This is a genomic window from Chryseobacterium sp. CP-77, assembly GCF_036362765.1.
Taxonomy (GTDB): domain Bacteria; phylum Bacteroidota; class Bacteroidia; order Flavobacteriales; family Weeksellaceae; genus Chryseobacterium; species Chryseobacterium cupriresistens.
Map to the genome: position 1 here is coordinate 1,370,684 of NZ_CP143637.1, position 15,976 is coordinate 1,386,659.

At 37.0% G+C, this 15,976-nt stretch carries 17 protein-coding genes and 1 pseudogene; 1 reads left to right on the forward strand and 17 read right to left on the reverse strand.

Annotation, left to right across the window (positions count from 1 at the left end; all coding sequences use genetic code 11):
* Positions 1-14 precede the first annotated feature (14 nt).
* From V0410_RS06120 to V0410_RS06140, 5 genes and pseudogenes are all read right to left on the reverse strand, one after another.
* Positions 15-633, reverse strand: a pseudogene (locus tag V0410_RS06120) (peroxiredoxin).
* A gap of 230 nt (positions 634-863) precedes the next feature.
* Entirely contained in the window at positions 864-1,874 is a 1,011-nt protein-coding gene (locus tag V0410_RS06125) for an NAD-dependent epimerase/dehydratase family protein (protein ID WP_330746747.1), read from the reverse strand.
* A gap of 64 nt (positions 1,875-1,938) precedes the next feature.
* The gene (locus tag V0410_RS06130) at positions 1,939-2,514 is read right to left on the reverse strand and encodes a Crp/Fnr family transcriptional regulator (RefSeq protein ID WP_227944124.1); all 576 of its coding nucleotides are present in this window, start codon (positions 2,512-2,514) and stop codon (positions 1,939-1,941) included.
* 95 nt (positions 2,515-2,609) lie between these two features.
* Positions 2,610-3,257: a response regulator transcription factor gene (locus V0410_RS06135; RefSeq protein WP_330746748.1), complete on the reverse strand. Its 648-nt coding sequence runs from the start codon at positions 3,255-3,257 to the stop codon at positions 2,610-2,612.
* Positions 3,254-3,988, reverse strand: coding sequence for a sensor histidine kinase (locus V0410_RS06140; RefSeq protein ID WP_330746749.1), 735 nt, complete (start codon positions 3,986-3,988; stop codon positions 3,254-3,256). Before V0410_RS06140 ends, V0410_RS06135 begins: the two co-directional genes overlap by 4 nt.
* A gap of 412 nt (positions 3,989-4,400) precedes the next feature.
* Between V0410_RS06140 and V0410_RS06145 the strand changes: the two genes are divergently transcribed.
* The gene (locus V0410_RS06145) at positions 4,401-4,556 is read left to right on the forward strand and encodes a hypothetical protein (protein WP_330746750.1); all 156 of its coding nucleotides are present in this window, start codon (positions 4,401-4,403) and stop codon (positions 4,554-4,556) included.
* 35 nt (positions 4,557-4,591) lie between these two features.
* Here the strand turns inward: V0410_RS06145 and V0410_RS06150 are convergent, their stop codons facing one another.
* From V0410_RS06150 to V0410_RS06205, 12 genes are all read right to left on the reverse strand, one after another.
* Complete coding sequence (locus tag V0410_RS06150) at positions 4,592-6,025, reverse strand: hypothetical protein (protein ID WP_330746751.1); 1,434 nt, start codon at positions 6,023-6,025, stop codon at positions 4,592-4,594.
* Positions 6,026-6,035: 10 nt separating this feature from the next.
* The gene (locus V0410_RS06155) at positions 6,036-8,840 is read right to left on the reverse strand and encodes a hypothetical protein (RefSeq protein WP_330746752.1); all 2,805 of its coding nucleotides are present in this window, start codon (positions 8,838-8,840) and stop codon (positions 6,036-6,038) included.
* 9 nt (positions 8,841-8,849) lie between these two features.
* Positions 8,850-9,650, reverse strand: a complete 801-nt coding sequence (locus tag V0410_RS06160) for a WxL protein peptidoglycan domain-containing protein (RefSeq protein WP_330746753.1) — start codon at positions 9,648-9,650, stop codon at positions 8,850-8,852.
* An 80-nt stretch (positions 9,651-9,730) separates the two neighbouring features.
* Positions 9,731-10,276, reverse strand: coding sequence for a peptidoglycan-binding protein LysM (locus V0410_RS06165; RefSeq protein ID WP_330746754.1), 546 nt, complete (start codon positions 10,274-10,276; stop codon positions 9,731-9,733).
* An 82-nt stretch (positions 10,277-10,358) separates the two neighbouring features.
* Positions 10,359-10,904, reverse strand: a complete 546-nt coding sequence (locus tag V0410_RS06170; protein ID WP_123280015.1) for a peptidoglycan-binding protein LysM — start codon at positions 10,902-10,904, stop codon at positions 10,359-10,361.
* 228 nt (positions 10,905-11,132) lie between these two features.
* The gene (locus tag V0410_RS06175) at positions 11,133-11,678 is read right to left on the reverse strand and encodes a peptidoglycan-binding protein LysM (protein ID WP_123280015.1); all 546 of its coding nucleotides are present in this window, start codon (positions 11,676-11,678) and stop codon (positions 11,133-11,135) included.
* Between the two features lie 229 nt (positions 11,679-11,907).
* Positions 11,908-12,453 carry a peptidoglycan-binding protein LysM gene (locus V0410_RS06180; protein ID WP_110011201.1) on the reverse strand — a complete coding sequence of 182 codons (546 nt, stop codon included), beginning with the start codon at positions 12,451-12,453 and terminating at the stop codon, positions 11,908-11,910.
* Between the two features lie 229 nt (positions 12,454-12,682).
* Positions 12,683-13,228 (reverse strand): peptidoglycan-binding protein LysM, encoded by a 546-nt coding sequence (locus V0410_RS06185; RefSeq protein ID WP_110011201.1) that lies wholly within the window; start codon positions 13,226-13,228, stop codon positions 12,683-12,685.
* Positions 13,229-13,526: 298 nt separating this feature from the next.
* A complete protein-coding gene (locus V0410_RS06190; protein WP_110011202.1) occupies positions 13,527-14,072 on the reverse strand; it encodes a peptidoglycan-binding protein LysM in 546 nt (181 codons plus the stop codon).
* Between the two features lie 203 nt (positions 14,073-14,275).
* The gene (locus V0410_RS06195) at positions 14,276-14,818 is read right to left on the reverse strand and encodes a peptidoglycan-binding protein LysM (protein ID WP_330746755.1); all 543 of its coding nucleotides are present in this window, start codon (positions 14,816-14,818) and stop codon (positions 14,276-14,278) included.
* A 341-nt stretch (positions 14,819-15,159) separates the two neighbouring features.
* Positions 15,160-15,486, reverse strand: a complete 327-nt coding sequence (locus tag V0410_RS06200; RefSeq protein WP_330746756.1) for a helix-turn-helix domain-containing protein — start codon at positions 15,484-15,486, stop codon at positions 15,160-15,162.
* 12 nt (positions 15,487-15,498) lie between these two features.
* Positions 15,499-15,936, reverse strand: coding sequence for a transposase (locus V0410_RS06205; protein WP_330746757.1), 438 nt, complete (start codon positions 15,934-15,936; stop codon positions 15,499-15,501).
* Positions 15,937-15,976 lie beyond the last annotated feature (40 nt).

Here is a 15,976-nt window from a genome sequence, read left to right on the forward strand (position 1 = left end):
TTCAGAAGGACATCTTATTTATCAGGATGCGGCGTATATCTTAAATAAGGTTTGATTTCTTTAACACCTTTCGGATATAATTTTCTTGCATCTTCTGTAGAAATACCGGGAGGAATAATGACATCATCACCAGCTTTCCAATTAACAGGAGTGGCTATAGTATGAGTATCCACCAACACGTATTATTTCATCAAAATTCCGTCCTGTAGATGCCGGATAAGTAATCATTAAACGAATCGTTTTATGCGGGTCAATGATTAATAAAGAACGAACTGTTGCTGTAGTGGATGCTTTTGGGTGAATAAAATCATAAAGCTTTGAAATGGCAAGATCATCATCAGCAATGATCGGAAACTGAACACAGGTCATTTGGGTTTCATTAATGTCATTTATCCAATTCTGATGATCTTCTACCCTATCAACACTTAATGCAAGAACTTTGGTATTGCGGTTATCAAACTCAGTTTGCAGCTTTGCTGTCATTCCCAGCTCCGTAGTACATACAGGTGTATAATCTGCAGGATGAGAAAATAAAATTCCCCATGAATTCCCAAGGTAATTATAGAAATCTATTTTGCCGGCAGACGAATCGGCCTGAAAATTTGGTGCGGTATCTCCTAATCTAAGTGACATAATTGTTTTTATTTTAATTTATCCTGTTATTTCTATCGCAAAGTAAGTTCTGCAGATATTTTATTATTGTTTTGAATTATTTGCAAAACTATCTATAAACGGATGGATTAAATAATTTGGCTTGTAGATATTACACTATAATAATGTAAATATTAATCCCTATCTCGCTTGTATTATTAAAGACAAAAATTTGAAGGTATAATCAAAGTAAACCTCATCGGGACTGGTGATTACAGTAAATTTTTATGCTCCATCAGATAGGACAAAGCTTCTCTTACGGCCTGTTCAGGATTTTTAGGATTAAAACCCAATTCATTTCTGGCTTTGGAAATATCAAAATTCTGTTGTAGCCCTGAAAACATGGCAATATCCTTTGTGGTTAATACAGGAGGTTTTCCACTTATTTTAGCTGAAAGTTCCATGAATCCGGCAATGGTATAGAGGATAAATTTAGGAACAGAACCCGGCACTTTGATTTTCAGTTCCGGATAAAGCTTTTGAGCCAATCTGGTAGTGTTGGTAATAGTCATGCATTTTTCATTCGCTAAGATATACCGTTCCCCTGAACGTCCTTTCTGAGCTGCAAGGTAACATCCTTCAGCAACATCTTTTACATCTACCCAATTAAGGGTTATTTGGGTATCCATTGGTATTTGTTTATTTAAAATCAACTTCAGTACACCATAGGACACATTCAAAGGAAGAAAAGCTTCGCCTCCTATCATTGCTCCCGGCATTACAGACACCAGTTCTACTCCTAATTCTTCAGCGAGTTGAAAAGCCAGTTTTTCGCCATCGTTTTTCGAATTATAATACATATCCCGGCGGTCAGGATTATACCCGTTACTTTCTTTAGCAGGAAGATGAGTATAATCCAAAGCTGCAATGGAACTTACATACACGATTCTTTTCACGCCCGCTTCTGCAGCAGCTTCAATCGTATTTCGGGTTCCGTTCATATTGACATCGTAGATTTCCTTTTTTGGATCTTTAGCCCACAATTTAAATGCTGCACCTACAGCATAAAATGTATGAACCCCCTGAAGAGCCTTAACAAAGGAAACTTTGTCCGTAATGTCAGCCTGAACTACTTCACAGTTCAGATCCTTGAAACATTCTTTATTTTGGATACTGCGAACGGATGCCCTTACATGAAATCCTTCTTTTATTAGTAATCTTACCAGATTATTGCCCAGATGACCGTTCGCACCTGATACCAATACTAAGTTTTTGCTTGTCATATCTTTTGATTTTAAATGATAGTGCAAATTTCAGTTTTGCTCATTCAAAATCACTTCACAAATGTTACCTAATAATCTGCTTGCGGATACGGCTCAAACTTTTTGGATTCATCCCTAAAAAAGAAGCGATATACTGCATCGGGACATTGTGCAGAATTTCAGGATTTTCCGTTATCAACTTTAAATAACGCTTTTCAGCGGTCAATGTTGCAAGGTCCTTTGCCCGTTTTTCATTGTAGGACAACGATTGCTGAAATACCAAAAAACTGAAATCTTTAAATGCAGGACTCTGCCGGATAAGCAGATCGAGATCAGCCTTTGTAATGCGTAAAAGCTCACATTCGGTAATGCACTCGAGATTTTCTTCAGATTTATTCTGATTGACAAAGTTGGTATACGATGTAATGAAACCGGGAGGACAGTTGATATGGGTGGTTATCTCATCTCCTTTATCATTGTAATGGAACAGCCGGACAAAACCTGAAACCACAAAATACAGGTACTGCGGTATTTTTTCTTCTTCCTCAATTATTCTGTTTTTTGGATACAATACAGGTTCGAAATACCGATTACACAGCTCTCTTTCTGAATCTGAGAGTTTTACATTTTTTGAAATAAGTTGGTTCAGCTGATTATGCATAGCATTACAAAAATATAAACTTCCGGATTAAAATCCATTATCATCTGAAATTGGCAACTTTCCAAACAAGATGGTGTTCTTTTGTGATAGCATTTTTACTGATTATACAGTCGGAGAATTTCCACCAATTCGGGTATGGACCGTATTTTCAGCTTCTCAAACAACCTGACTTTGTATGTACTGATAGTCGATGAATGGAGATTCAGCTGATTAGAAATTTCTTTGAGCGGAAGGCCTTCCGCAAGCTTATTGGCAATTTGCAATTCGCGGTCTGAGAGGGCTTCAAAGGGAGAATTTTTTGCCGTCCCGTTTAACGATTCTAAAAAAATCGATTCCTTTATATTATCACTGACATATCGACCTTTATTAAGCATCGCCGCTAAAGCAGTCTCAATGACTTCAGTGGAGCTCAGCTTGCTTAGATAGCCACCAGCTCCCATTTTCAGATAACGCATCCCATACAGCTCTTCATCCTGTGAAGAAAATATTAGAATTTTTAATTCAGGCTGATGAATTTTTATATAATCTATTGCTTCCTGAACAGTACCATTAGGCATATTAACGTCCATAATGGCCAGATCGAATTCTTCTTTCAGAATTAATTTGTAGAGCGATTTATAATCCTCTACCTCTGAAATTATAGCATCAGGCAGGAGTCGTTTAATCGTTTGTATCAAACCCATCCGGACGATACCATGATCGTCTGCTACAACAATGCGAATGTTTACTTTTGAACCCATCATTCTATAAATTTACGTAAAAAAAGAGAAACCGTGGTACCTTTATTTTCAGTGGAAATGATCTGGATGTTTCCTTTAAGCAAGGATATAAAATTTTTTACAATTTTCAAACTTAATCCCACTCCTTTCTCGCCAGCAGTTCCCAGAAATACAGGATTACCATGAGTATAGATCGCAGGCAAATACTTTTCATTTATTCCCGTTCCGGAATCAATTACAGAAAGTACAACCTGATCACCTTCTGTACTTTCCTGTAAATAAATATCTTGCCCCGGAAAGGAATATTTTACCGCATTGTTGAAAATTTTGTCCAAAACATATTCGAGTAACACGCGATCGCTCGTAAGAAATGCATGATGATCTCCTTTAAAGTAAAAATTGATGTTTTTTTCTTTTAATTGAGCAGCGTATTTTTCTTCCAAATAGTGAAAGAGATCTGTCACCATAATTGTAACGGGTTTAATCTTAAATTCCCCGTACTGTGTTTTTAGCCAGCTAACACTATCCTGAATCGTTTGCAGATTCTTCCGGGCATCACGTTTTATCTGCGGCAATAACTTAAAAAAATCTTCCTCACTTATGGTCTTTTGCTCCAGCTCTTCGATAAGCCACAGAAAGGTTCCAAACAGTTCTTTTGAATCATGAGACAATATCGAAATCAGTCCGTTCTTGAAATTGATTTCGTTTTCAAGTCTTTCGATTTTTAATTGTAGTTCGTTGATCAAATCATTCATAAATTCAGTATCACGGTTAGAAGCTGTTTGAATTATTTTTGAAAGAAGGCAGAAAGAGTTATGTTGTTTAAATACTGATAAAAACATATAGTCCAGACCTTTCTTTCAGGAGCTGGCAAGTTATAAAAAATATCATATCAGTGAAAAAAAAATCAAATGGGATTTACCTGAAATAATACAGGTCCTGTTTTATTTCACAAAAAAGGCTGTGTCAGATTCCACGAGAATTTTAACTCTGGCAGACGGTTTACCGGTATTATAGAAAATAGAGTAAAGGTGAAATATAGAACAGTATCAACAGATTACTGATCACAAAAAACTGAATGATGCAAGATAAAATGGCAGCCTGAAGTGGCAATCATTGATAGCCAGGCACCCAAAATACATCTACAGGTAGTGAAAATTATAAGGAGTGAAGGAAAAACTCATCAAAGGAAGAAAAAGTATCTATGGAGATACTTCAGGAGATTTTTTGGAAAGTTTTGTAGTTCCGGCCAATTGCAACCAGCGAAGAACAGCCATAAATGCCGGGACTAAATACGCCAAGAAAACGAGTTATTGGTATTAAACGGATCTATAAGAAAACTATTTCAGAAAGTAGGGTTAAATTGCCGTAAAACTATAATACACATTGACAGAGTAAGTGGTATTTTCCTTCCCTACCAAACTTTGGGCACCCGCAGGCGATATAGTATATCTTACGTTTAGTCCCTGGTCCAGAACCGGAGTTCCGTTAAAGAGTATTTTTTGTGGAGTTTTGGATAAAGGTACATTTACAGAACTTCCGTCCAATCCAATTTGTAAAATATTGGAGTTGATATCGGTCTGCAGGCCGCCTTTCTTGAAATAATTTTCGTCCGATTTTACATAGAGCTCAAAATTTTCATTATTAGACAACATAATCTGGTTGGGAATCATCTGTGACTGGCCATCCGTGTAATGGGCAGCGGTATTAAAATTGAAGTTGACATTGCGCCCGGAACTGGGAATGGTGATCTCCGACAGAGGAAGCACTTTCAACTGAACAGCCGTATTTTGCAAGCTGTTAATGGAGTTATCTGTACTTCTGGCATTGAAGTTCAATTCAAACGTATAGGTTCCGGCTTCGAAAAAGAAGTTTTTAAAATCTTCAGCAGACACATAAAGCTGGGGGATAAAACTGTTCCTGTTTCCCGCTACAACACTGAAGTTAGCAGCCGAAAAATTCTGAAAATCGGCAGATAAGGCTTTGGTGGTAAGTGCAGATCCGTTACTACTCAATTTAATGCTGGCAATATTTCTGGTTCCCGGAACACCTTTAGAGGACGTGAACTGGACATTTGTGGAAACTGCTTTCGCCCAAAAATTAAAATCAACCGTATTCGCGATTTCCGTATTTCCCAAATCCCACACCCGCGTGCCTGTACTGCGGTAGTCATTTAAAGATGAGATTTCTATATATTTTGTTAAAGAGTTTGCAACCCATCGTATAGATGAAGGAATGACTAAAATTGTTTTAAAATTACGGGGCGTGAAGTCATTATAATTCTGAGTGATATCCATGGAGTAATTCCCCGCCCGGAAGGCATTGGCTGTAAATTGTGAGGCAGGAATTTTAAATGTAAAATTGATGTTTCCGCGGTTGAACCCTCCACCGATACTGATGGATGGCGGTTCAAACCATTTTACAGCGCTTGTACTGAACGACTGAAAACCTGGTAAATAACCTGAAAGTCCGGTATAGGGCAGCTGCCCGCCCATACTTTCCAGCTGCCACAGAAGAGCGGATGCGGGTAATGTGAGTGAGGAAGAAGAATGAGTAAAATTTGGCCCGGAAACAGAGGTAAATGTAGGAGCGATTGGGAGTAATCCCAAAAAGGCATAATCCCAGTTGGTTCTGTTGGCGTTCGTCATTACCCTTGTAGGTACTGAGGTAAATTCGGTCCTGTTAAAAATATTATTTTCAGGAACCGACAGGTACACATCCTGAGCTTTCGTGGCTGCAGCCCCGCAGAACACGGTAAAAATTCCTATTAGAAAAGCCCTCATCTTTTTCATACTTTTAAATTTAAAACTTTTTCACCTTAATGGTGGTGTCTTTCTTCTTATATTCAAAAACCAGAGTTTTTGAGTACCCTTCTTTTGTCACCTGAATAGTTTGGCTGGGTTGTGTATAGCTGTATTTGTCATTTTCAATATAGATGTTATATTTTCCATCTTTCAGGAAAAATTCAAACTCATTTTTCTGGTTCACCACGGCAGTATAGATCGTGCCATCTTCACTTTTTGCATACACCACTATTCCGGTTACATCCGTTTCCAAAACATCGTAAGCTTGTTTGATCTCTGTCAATTTCCCACTTACCCTGATGTTTTTTACCATGCCCACTTTGCGGTTAATATTGTTATGGACCATAATGGCAGGATCCATCATCAACCGGGCACCCGCACTTTCGTTTACTTTCAGCGTGTAAGTACCTTCGGGTACATTCTGAAAAACTACTTTTCCATTCTTATCCGTCATCGCTACATAATTGTCCAGTTTTACAATTTCATTAGCAAGTACTGCTTCGCCGGACTCCAGAAGTCCATTAAAATTTTTATCTTCAAAGAACTGGAAAGCCACTTTATGATTTCCAAGAGCTGTAGCGGTGGTAAAATATTTTCTGATCCCCACTCTGAACTGGTAATAACTTCCGCTGGTTGCATATTCAGCGGTAGATTTATACCCGGAAAGATTAAAATACCCTGTGGTGGACCAGGAAGGCGAAATCTTATATTCCAGATTACCGGTGATATTGCTGTTTAAATTTTGATACAGTTGCGAATAGAAGGTTCCTGCTGAAAAAGATCCGGTCAGATTATGGTTAAACATCTGGAAATTATATGAGGCGTATACATTGTAGTTGGCGAAATTATGGTTTACGTTATAATAAGAATTTAAATCAAAGACACTTGTTGCGTTCCATTGGGCGGTTCCGTTGAGGGAGAATGACTTATATCTGTAAGACAAGGTTGTTTTCAAACTGTTGAACCAGTCTGGTTTATCATTCTCTTTTGAATAAGAATATTCCGCCGTAAGGTTCAATCCGTGAGCACCTAAAGTAGTACTGATGTTGGCTTCCAACCTATAGGAAAAAAGTTCCTGTGATGTGTAAAAATTAGCTGTTTTTTGCTTTTCAACCTTTGGAGACAGTAGAAAATTCCATTTCTTTAAAGAAAACTGATACCCTAGTCCCAAAGCTTCTGTACTGTTGAAATAATAACGCAAATTAGCGGTGTTCCCAGGTTGGATTGGCTCGCTCTGGAAACTCAGGAACTCTGGCTCTATCTGCGAGTTCTGATATTGTATAAAAGCGCGCTGAGCAGCAGAAAATTGACGGCCGATCCGCTGATTTGAGAAAAAAGATCCCCTTTTGATCCCTGCATAACTTTTGGTGGCAAAGGAATTGAAAGACTGTATATCCCATTTCCCTATTTTCCCCTCGTAATTGGCTCCCATTAATGCTCCTGCATTTTCATCGTTGTTCAAAAGACCTTTTTCGTGGCTCACTCCTACCTCCGTGCGAATGGTGTGTTTATCATTAATTAACAATGATGTTACCGCATTCGCTACCTGCGTATCTACGTTAAAGCGCGGATCATGATCGAATATATAAGACACTTTCCCGTTGAAAGATTTAGCATTTCCAAAAGCATATTTTGTACCCACCATGGTAGATCCTTCTGTTTGCTGGAAAAAAGTGCCATACAGGTTGTAATTATTTTCCAGCGCAAGAACTTCAATCTGATTATTGTTACCAAATCTGGTAGAAATTTTCCCGCCTCTTCCGAAAACCGGGTAATCGTAATCGCTGCTGTTAACATTTCCCAAGCGTAATACCGTATTTTTTCTCTCCAGTTCCAGCCAGGTATCATACAGGTTATACAAGCCGTCTTCAACATAGTAATCTGCACCGATATTGAAACGCGATTTTAAATTGTCAGTCACGCGAAATGCTGTATTTCCCCTCAATTGAAGATAATTGAAACCTGAACTGTTTTCATTATAGCTCATTTCCGCAAAGTTACTTCCGCTCACCGCTTCATTTCCACGGGCAATCTGTCTGTTATGCGATAAAATAACTAAGTAGAGTGTATTGCTTCCCACAATTTTATTATCAAGCAGATCTGTGACAATTGCATTAATATTAAATTCCGGATAAAGTGTATTCTGTTTTCTGACGGCAATTTTAATCTCAACTGTTTGTTTTTCCAGACCTTCCAGAGATACGGTTTGTTGTTTTGGCAAAATTTCCAAGCCATCAGGAATGGATTGCAGATCAATCTTAACGGTGCGTTTACTGTACCCCTGGTTTTCTACAGTCAGCAGAATTGAGGATTGAGGTAAAGCAGGGTTAATGAAATTTTCGTAGTTGGCGGTATAAATTGCGATGTTTTTGTTCTCGCCCTTAGCAACGAAGAACGAGGCGCTATCAGTTCCGGTAACCGCTGGGGTGGCGTAAGAGACCTGAAATTGGATCTTATTGGATCTCAGTTTCATAAAATCCACGTTGGCAATCAGTTTCACAGGAAGATTTTTAGACTGACCAGCGCCTAAGGTAAAGCCATTTTTGGGATAGAAAAGCAACCCCGGATAGTTTTCCTGAGGAATAATATTCTGAATAATAATCTCTTCAGAACTTTTATTCTCTATGATCAGGAAATTAGTAAAAGTAGAACCTTTTTCAACAGCTAAACTGTCATTTTCAAAATGGATTTGAATATCCTTTTTTTCCTGCGCAAAGGCCCACGAAATGTGCAGAAGAACAAATACAAAAAATAAGATTGTTCTTCTCAGGACTGACATCGATATTCCATTCTGTGGTTTCAAAGCTTACTATTAAAATTTAAAGTTTTTTTCTCCTACACGTAAATCATTGGATTCCGCCATTTTGACGATAACCACGCCAAGGAAGTTCCCTGAAATGTTTTCAGGTAAAGAAAACTGAACAACCTGATTGGTATCCGGAAGCATGGAGATTGAAATTGCGGGTAATTTTATTTCTTTGCCGCTGTCTGTGTTGGTAAGTTCAAACTCAACGGTAGCATCATTGATGGTGTTTCCGTCATTGTGAATGCTTACTGCAACTTTTCTGTTTGCTGCATTTTCATTGCTCACCTCTGCAATATTAGTAATATCCAGACTTTTCACATGGTTTCCCGGTGGAGTATAAAAGAGATGAAGTCCCACCTCAAATAAGGTGATAATACCAATACCATTCTGAACACGTGCCTTATCTGCCTGCTGAGGAAGTTGGGTAAAAAACAACATACTGTTCGTAACGGCAGATTGTGATGCGTTTGCAGGAATCTGCATGGTTACTGCAATCTCCTTTGTACTTTTCGCAGGAACTGTTACAGTGTTTTCTAAGGTAGATACCCAGGAAGCATTAGACGTTTTTGAACTGCCTGCTTCAAGATAAACCTTATTTCCGTCTTCTTCTCTGAACCAGTCTTTATAGTTGAGATTAAAGACATAATCCTTATCCGAGCTGTTCTGAAGCGTGACTGTCTTTGTTACTTTTTCTCCAGGATTACCGGTAAAAAACAATCGTGTAGGCGACATAGAGATACTTTGTGCCAGAAGCGAAGAAGATCCTGCGAGGATAAAGAAAATGAAAAGGTGAATGAATTTGTGCATGGTGTAAATAGTTTAATAATAAAAGATTCCCAAAACTACTGAAAACATAGCAAAAGGAACCTTTTAAACTAATTTTTTTTTTATAAAGCAGTCGCGGTATACGTCACTGTTTGTGTATAAGTTCCGGCTGGTTTTCCTAAAATATCAGAAGATGATGATTTTGCTGCCGGAATAGTGTAATCCAGGTTCAATGTTAAGGCACTTCCGAGAGGAGCATTGGCTACTAAGTTTTTTTCTCCCGGGGATAAAACCACTTCGTTTTTTGTTCCGCCCATACTTCCGGGAGCTTCTGCAGCTTTGATTGTTAAAACATCCACTGGGATTGAGTTTGAACCATTGAGGAAATTCGGACCGCCTGCTTTTACTTTTACATTAAAGTTCTTTGTGGAAGTAACTTTTAAAGAGTTCGCTTTGGTAATTGTCTGATCAGAATTATAGTCTGCTGCAGTAACATAATTAAAGGCAACTATACCACCAATTGCTGTACTTCCTGCGTCGATAGAGATGACATCGTTCAGGGTAATATTTGCAGCTGTGGTTGCAGTTGTGTTCTGAGCTTGAACATTGTTAGTTCCAAATATAATTGTTCCAAAAGTTAAGGCTGTGATTGTGATTAGTTTTGTCATGGCAGTAATATTTTATTGTTATTTTTATTTAATTGTTCTTGATGAACACTGCAAATCTACAGCGGTGATAAAAGTTTTTTTATTATAATGCTGTTGCAGTATATGTTACTGTCTGCGTATAAGTTCCGGCTGGCTTACCTAAAATATCAGAAGATGATGATTTCGCAGCTGGAATAGTATAGTCCAGGTTCAATGTTAAGGCACTTCCAAGAGGAGCATTGGTAACTAAATTCTGATCAGTTGCAGATAAAACGACAGTATTTTTTGTCCCGCCCATGGTTCCGGCAGCTGTAGCCGCTTTGATGGTCAGAACATTGACAGGGATTAAGTTCGTTCCATTCATAAAATTAGCGCCCCCTGCTTTTACTTTAACATTAAAGTTCTTCGTGGAAGTAACTTTCAAAGAGTTGGCTTTGGTAATCGTCTGATCAGAGTTGTAGTCTGCTGCAGTAACATAGTTAAAATCTACCGTATTACCAATGGCCGTACTTCCTGCGTCGATAGAGATCACATCGTTCAGGGTGATGTTTACCGTTGTAGTTGCGGTTGTATTCTGAGCTTGAACATTGTTTGTTCCAAATATGATTGCTCCAAAAGTTAAGGCTGTGATTACGATTTGCTTTTTCATGATGGTAATATTTTATTGTTATTTTTTACTTAATTGTTATCTTTTGTATACTGCAAATTTATAGTGGTGGTAAAAGTTTCTTTGTAGTGGAAAAAGGAAGTTCATGTAGTAAAATCACTACAAGGTTTATTCACATGATAAATAGAAAACCCTCACATACAAAATCAAAGGCCTCCTGAGGAAGCCTTCGAAACACCAAATCACAAAATATTAATATGAAAAATTTATTTATAAAGCTGTTGCAGTATATGTTACTGTCTGCGTATAAGTTCCGGCTGGCTTACCTAAAATATCAGAAGATGAAGATTTTGCTGCCGGAATAGTATAGTCCAGGTTCAATGTTAAGGCACTTCCAAGAGGAGCATTGGTAACTAAATTCTGATCCGTTGCAGATAAAACGACAGTATTTTTTGTTCCGCCCATGGTTCCGGCGGCTGTAGCTGCTTTGATCGTCAGAACATTGACAGGGATTAAGTTCGTTCCATTCATAAAATTAGCGCCCCCTGCTTTTACTTTAACATTAAAGTTCTTCGTGGAAGTAACTTTCAAAGAGTTGGCTTTGGTAATCGTCTGATCAGAGTTGTAGTCTGCTGCAGTAACATAGTTAAAATCTACCGTATTACCAATGGCTGTACTTCCTGCGTCGATAGAGATCACATCGTTCAGGGTGATGTTTACCGTTGTAGTTGCGGTTGTATTCTGAGCTTGAACATTGTTTGTTCCAAATATGATTGCTCCAAAAGTTAAGGCTGTGATTACGATTTGCTTTTTCATGATGGTAATATTTTATTGTTATTTTTTACTTAATTGTTATCTTTTGTATACTGCAAATTTATAGTGGCGGTAAAAGTTTCCTTGTAGTGGAAAAAGGAAGTTCATGTAGTAAAATCACTACAAGGTTTATTCACATAATAAATAGAAAAACCTTCACATACAAAATCAAAGGCCTCCTGAGGAAGCCTTCGAAACACCAAATCACAAAATATTAATATGAAAAATTTATTTATAAAGCTGTTGCAGTATACGTTACCGTTTGCGTATAAGTTCCGGCTGGCTTACCTAAAATATCAGAAGATGAAGATTTTGCTGCCGGAATAGTATAGTCCAGGTTCAATGTTAAGGCGCTTCCAAGAGGGGCATTGGTAACTAAATTCTGATCCGTTGCAGATAAAACGACAGTATTTTTTGTTCCACCCATGGTTCCGGCAGCTGTAGCCGCTTTGATCGTCAAAACATTGACAGGGATTAAGTTCGTTCCATTCATAAAATTAGCACCTCCTGCTTTTACTTTAACATTAAAGTTCTTTGTAGAAGTAACTTTCAAAGAGTTCGCTTTGGTAATCGTCTGATCAGAGTTGTAGTCTGCTGCAGTAACATAGTTAAAATCTACCGTATTACCAATGGCTGTACTTCCTGCGTCGATAGAGATCACATCGTTCAGGGTGATGTTTACCGTTGTAGTTGCGGTTGTATTCTGAGCTTGAACATTGTTTGTTCCAAATATGATTGCTCCAAAAGTTAAGGCTGTGATTGTAATTAGTTTTGTCATGGCAGTAATATTTTATTGTTATTTTTTACTTAATTGTTATCTTTTGTATACTGCAAATTTATAGTGGTGCTAAAAGTTTCTTTGTAGTGGAAAAAGGAAGTTCATGTAGTAAAATCACTACAAGGTTTATTCACATAATAAATAGAAAAACCTTCACATACAAAATCAAAGGCCTCCTGAGGAAGCCTTCGAAACACCAAATCACAAAATATTAATATGAAAAATTTATTTATAAAGCTGTTGCAGTATACGTTACCGTTTGCGTATAAGTTCCGGCTGGCTTACCTAAAATATCAGAAGATGAAGATTTTGCTGCCGGAATAGTATAGTCCAGGTTCAGTGTTAATGCGCTTCCAAGAGGAGCATTGGTAACTAAATTCTGATCCGTTGCAGATAAAACGACAGTATTTTTTGTTCCGCCCATGGTTCCGGCAGCTGTAGCCGCTTTGATCGTCAGAACATTGACAGGGATTAAGTTCGTTCCATTCATAAAATTAGCGCCCCCTGCTTTTACTTTAACATTAAAGTTCTTCGTGGAAGTAACTTTCAAAGAGTTGGCTTTGGTAATCGTCTGATCAGAGTTGTAGTCTGCTGCAGTAACATAGTTAAAATCCACCGTATTACCAATGGCTGTACTTCCTGCGTCGATAGAGATCACATCGTTCAGGGTGATGTTTACCGTTGTGGTTGCGGTTGTATTCTGAGCTTGAACATTGTTTGTTCCAAATATGATTGCTCCAAAAGTTAAGGCTGTGATTGTAATTAGTTTTGTCATGGCAGTAATATTTTATTGTTATTTTTTACTTAATTGTTATCTTTTGTATACTGCAAATTTATAGTGGTGCTAAAAGTTTCTTTGTAGTGGAAAAAGGAAGTTCATGTAGTAAAATCACTACAAGGCTTATCATTTTGACTTAAATAGTAAAGCCCTCAATACTTAGAAAGTGTTGAGGGCTTTATAAATTACCACATTTTGCATTTTATCTATATCGTTACAATACATACAAAATCAAAGGCCTCCTGAGGAAGCCTTCGAAACACCAAATCACAAAATATTAATATGAAAAATTTATTTATAAAGCTGTTGCAGTATATGTTACTGTCTGCGTATAAGTTCCGGCTGGTTTTCCTAAAATATCAGAAGATGATGATTTCGCAGCTGGAATAGTGTAGTCCAGGTTCAGTGTTAATGCGCTTCCAAGAGGAGCATTGGTAACTAAATTCTGATCCGTTGCAGATAAAACGACAGTATTTTTTGTTCCGCCCATGGTTCCGGCAGCTGTAGCCGCTTTGATCGTCAGAACATTGACAGGGATTAAGTTCGTTCCATTCATAAAATTAGCACCTCCTGCTTTTACTTTAACATTAAAGTTCTTTGTGGAAGTAACTTTTAAGGAGTTGGCTTTGGTAATTGTCTGATCAGAGTTGTAGTCTGCTGCAGTAACATAGTTAAAATCTACCGTATTACCAATGGCTGTACTTCCTGCGTCGATAGAGATCACATCGTTCAGGGTGATGTTTACCGTTGTGGTTGCGGTTGTATTCTGAGCTTGAACATTATTAGTTCCTAGTATCATTGCTCCAAAAGTTAAGGCTGTGATTGTAATTAGTTTTGTCATGGCAGTAATATTTTATTGTTATTTTTTACTTAATTGTTATCTTTTGTATACTGCAAATTTATAGTGGTGGTAAAAGTTTCATTGTAGTGGAAAAAGGAAGTTCATGTAGTAAAATCACTACACAGTTTATTCACATAATAAATGAAAAAGCCCTCGATACTTTTGTAGTATCGAGGGCTTTTCTATTTAAAATTGGTATTGACTTACAATGCAGTGGCAGTATAAGTTATTTTTTGTGTATAAGTTCCCTGTGGTTTTCCTAAAAGTACCTTGGATGCATTTTCCGCAGAAATAGAGTAAGCAATATTTAAAGACTGCCTGGTACCTAAACTTGCATTACTTACCAGCACCTGATCATTTGGAGATAAAGTGACCTCATTCAGGGTTCCCACCAAACTTCCGCCTGGTATTGCTTTTACCTGTAATATATCTACAGGAATGACATTTGCGCCACTTACAAAGTGTGCACCTTCAGATTTTACTTTTACATCAAAATTTTTAGAGGAAATAATAACTAAACTATTGGGAACGGTCACATTTTTTGATGAATTATAATCTTTTGTGTTCCCATAATTAAAATCTACAGCGCCTTCTGAAGCAGCAGAGCCAATATCCATTGCAATAACATCTGATAAAATAATATTGACTGATGTACTCACCTGCTCTGAATGTTGTGCCATAACCCGGTGGGTTCCTAAAGCGGTTGCTCCCAGAGATAGCGCAACGATAAAGATTTGCTTTTTCATGATTAATAAATTTAGTGAGGTGTAATAATATTGTCATTCGGAATTCATTATAAAGCTAATAACATTATATGACATTACCAAGACTTTTTTCATTGTTGAGTGTATTATATAAAGAATTTTCCATCTTAAACTGGTATAAATAGTTGATTATAAACTGCAAGCAAACAAGAAAACCATCAATCAAGTAGTTTAATTTACAATCAGTGATTTTAAATTCGATTAAACACATCAAAAAATAGAAAAGCCGGAAGATTTTTCTTCCGACCATCATTACCATAAAAGGACTTCTTATTTAATCTTTAATACCTATTTGTTAACCAATCTGTTTGTTATAAAACATTTTATATTAAAAAACTCTTTTTCCATTTGGTTACTGTGTTTGGGCTTAATTTAAAATGAATGGCGAATTGAGTGTTATTAAGTTTATTTCTTTTCTGATAATCAAGCATTTTAAGTATATCCTTTTTCATAAATGAACGATGCTTCTGACTGGCTGCAAAAGTTTCCTTATCCGGAATTCCAAAAATTTTTTCATTAAGTTTCATAATATCCATAACGGATAAGCTTTCTTTCTGTAATAATCGTTGACAGGAATCTCTTTTTTCCGGAAACTCTTTTACGATGATGTCATTATAAATTCTTTTATAATCGGGAACTATTTTTTCCATAAAATGTTTTATTTAATTTATTTCGCTTTTATACTTATATATCCATTTATACAAAGTTGTTTTAGGAATTTTATAATGCTCTATTACTGCAGCCTTTGACATTTCTCCTGATTCTATCTGTCTCAGAATAAAATCAATGATTTCCTTTGTGTAAATATTTTTACGAAACTGAGGTAAACCTGGCTTTTTATTCTGTCTATTTTCTATGCTTTTACCTGCTATTGATGGGGCGTACAATATCAAATGCTGAGAATACAGCCTGAAAAAATCATATTCTAATAATTTACTCCATTTCAACAGATTTTCTGTCTCTATACTTGAAGATTTGTACATTTCTTTTATTTCCTGTTCCGTACATTTCATAAAGCTACAGATACGGGATAGTTCTATCCCGCTTTCTGCAACTTCTTTTTCAATCAATATTCCTATTGGAATCTCTTTAAAATTCATTAGTCTGTGTTTTTAGAATCTTGTAATTGAAGGGTATTTA

What these genes read in the sequence shown, in the direction of transcription:
- V0410_RS06125 (WP_330746747.1), bottom strand. Translation starts at nt 1,874, where the DNA reads ATGACAAGCAAAAACTTAGTATTGGTATCAGGTGCGAACGGTCATCTG.
- V0410_RS06130 (WP_227944124.1), bottom strand. Translation starts at nt 2,514, where the DNA reads ATGCATAATCAGCTGAACCAACTTATTTCAAAAAATGTAAAACTCTCA.
- V0410_RS06135 (WP_330746748.1), bottom strand. Translation starts at nt 3,257, where the DNA reads ATGATGGGTTCAAAAGTAAACATTCGCATTGTTGTAGCAGACGATCAT.
- V0410_RS06140 (WP_330746749.1), bottom strand. Translation starts at nt 3,988, where the DNA reads ATGAATGATTTGATCAACGAACTACAATTAAAAATCGAAAGACTTGAA.
- V0410_RS06150 (WP_330746751.1), bottom strand. Translation starts at nt 6,025, where the DNA reads ATGAAAAAGATGAGGGCTTTTCTAATAGGAATTTTTACCGTGTTCTGC.
- V0410_RS06160 (WP_330746753.1), bottom strand. Translation starts at nt 9,650, where the DNA reads ATGCACAAATTCATTCACCTTTTCATTTTCTTTATCCTCGCAGGATCT.
- V0410_RS06165 (WP_330746754.1), bottom strand. Translation starts at nt 10,276, where the DNA reads ATGACAAAACTAATCACAATCACAGCCTTAACTTTTGGAACAATTATA.
- V0410_RS06170 (WP_123280015.1), bottom strand. Translation starts at nt 10,904, where the DNA reads ATGAAAAAGCAAATCGTAATCACAGCCTTAACTTTTGGAGCAATCATA.
- V0410_RS06175 (WP_123280015.1), bottom strand. Translation starts at nt 11,678, where the DNA reads ATGAAAAAGCAAATCGTAATCACAGCCTTAACTTTTGGAGCAATCATA.
- V0410_RS06180 (WP_110011201.1), bottom strand. Translation starts at nt 12,453, where the DNA reads ATGACAAAACTAATTACAATCACAGCCTTAACTTTTGGAGCAATCATA.
- V0410_RS06185 (WP_110011201.1), bottom strand. Translation starts at nt 13,228, where the DNA reads ATGACAAAACTAATTACAATCACAGCCTTAACTTTTGGAGCAATCATA.
- V0410_RS06190 (WP_110011202.1), bottom strand. Translation starts at nt 14,072, where the DNA reads ATGACAAAACTAATTACAATCACAGCCTTAACTTTTGGAGCAATGATA.
- V0410_RS06195 (WP_330746755.1), bottom strand. Translation starts at nt 14,818, where the DNA reads ATGAAAAAGCAAATCTTTATCGTTGCGCTATCTCTGGGAGCAACCGCT.
- V0410_RS06200 (WP_330746756.1), bottom strand. Translation starts at nt 15,486, where the DNA reads ATGGAAAAAATAGTTCCCGATTATAAAAGAATTTATAATGACATCATC.
- V0410_RS06205 (WP_330746757.1), bottom strand. Translation starts at nt 15,936, where the DNA reads ATGAATTTTAAAGAGATTCCAATAGGAATATTGATTGAAAAAGAAGTT.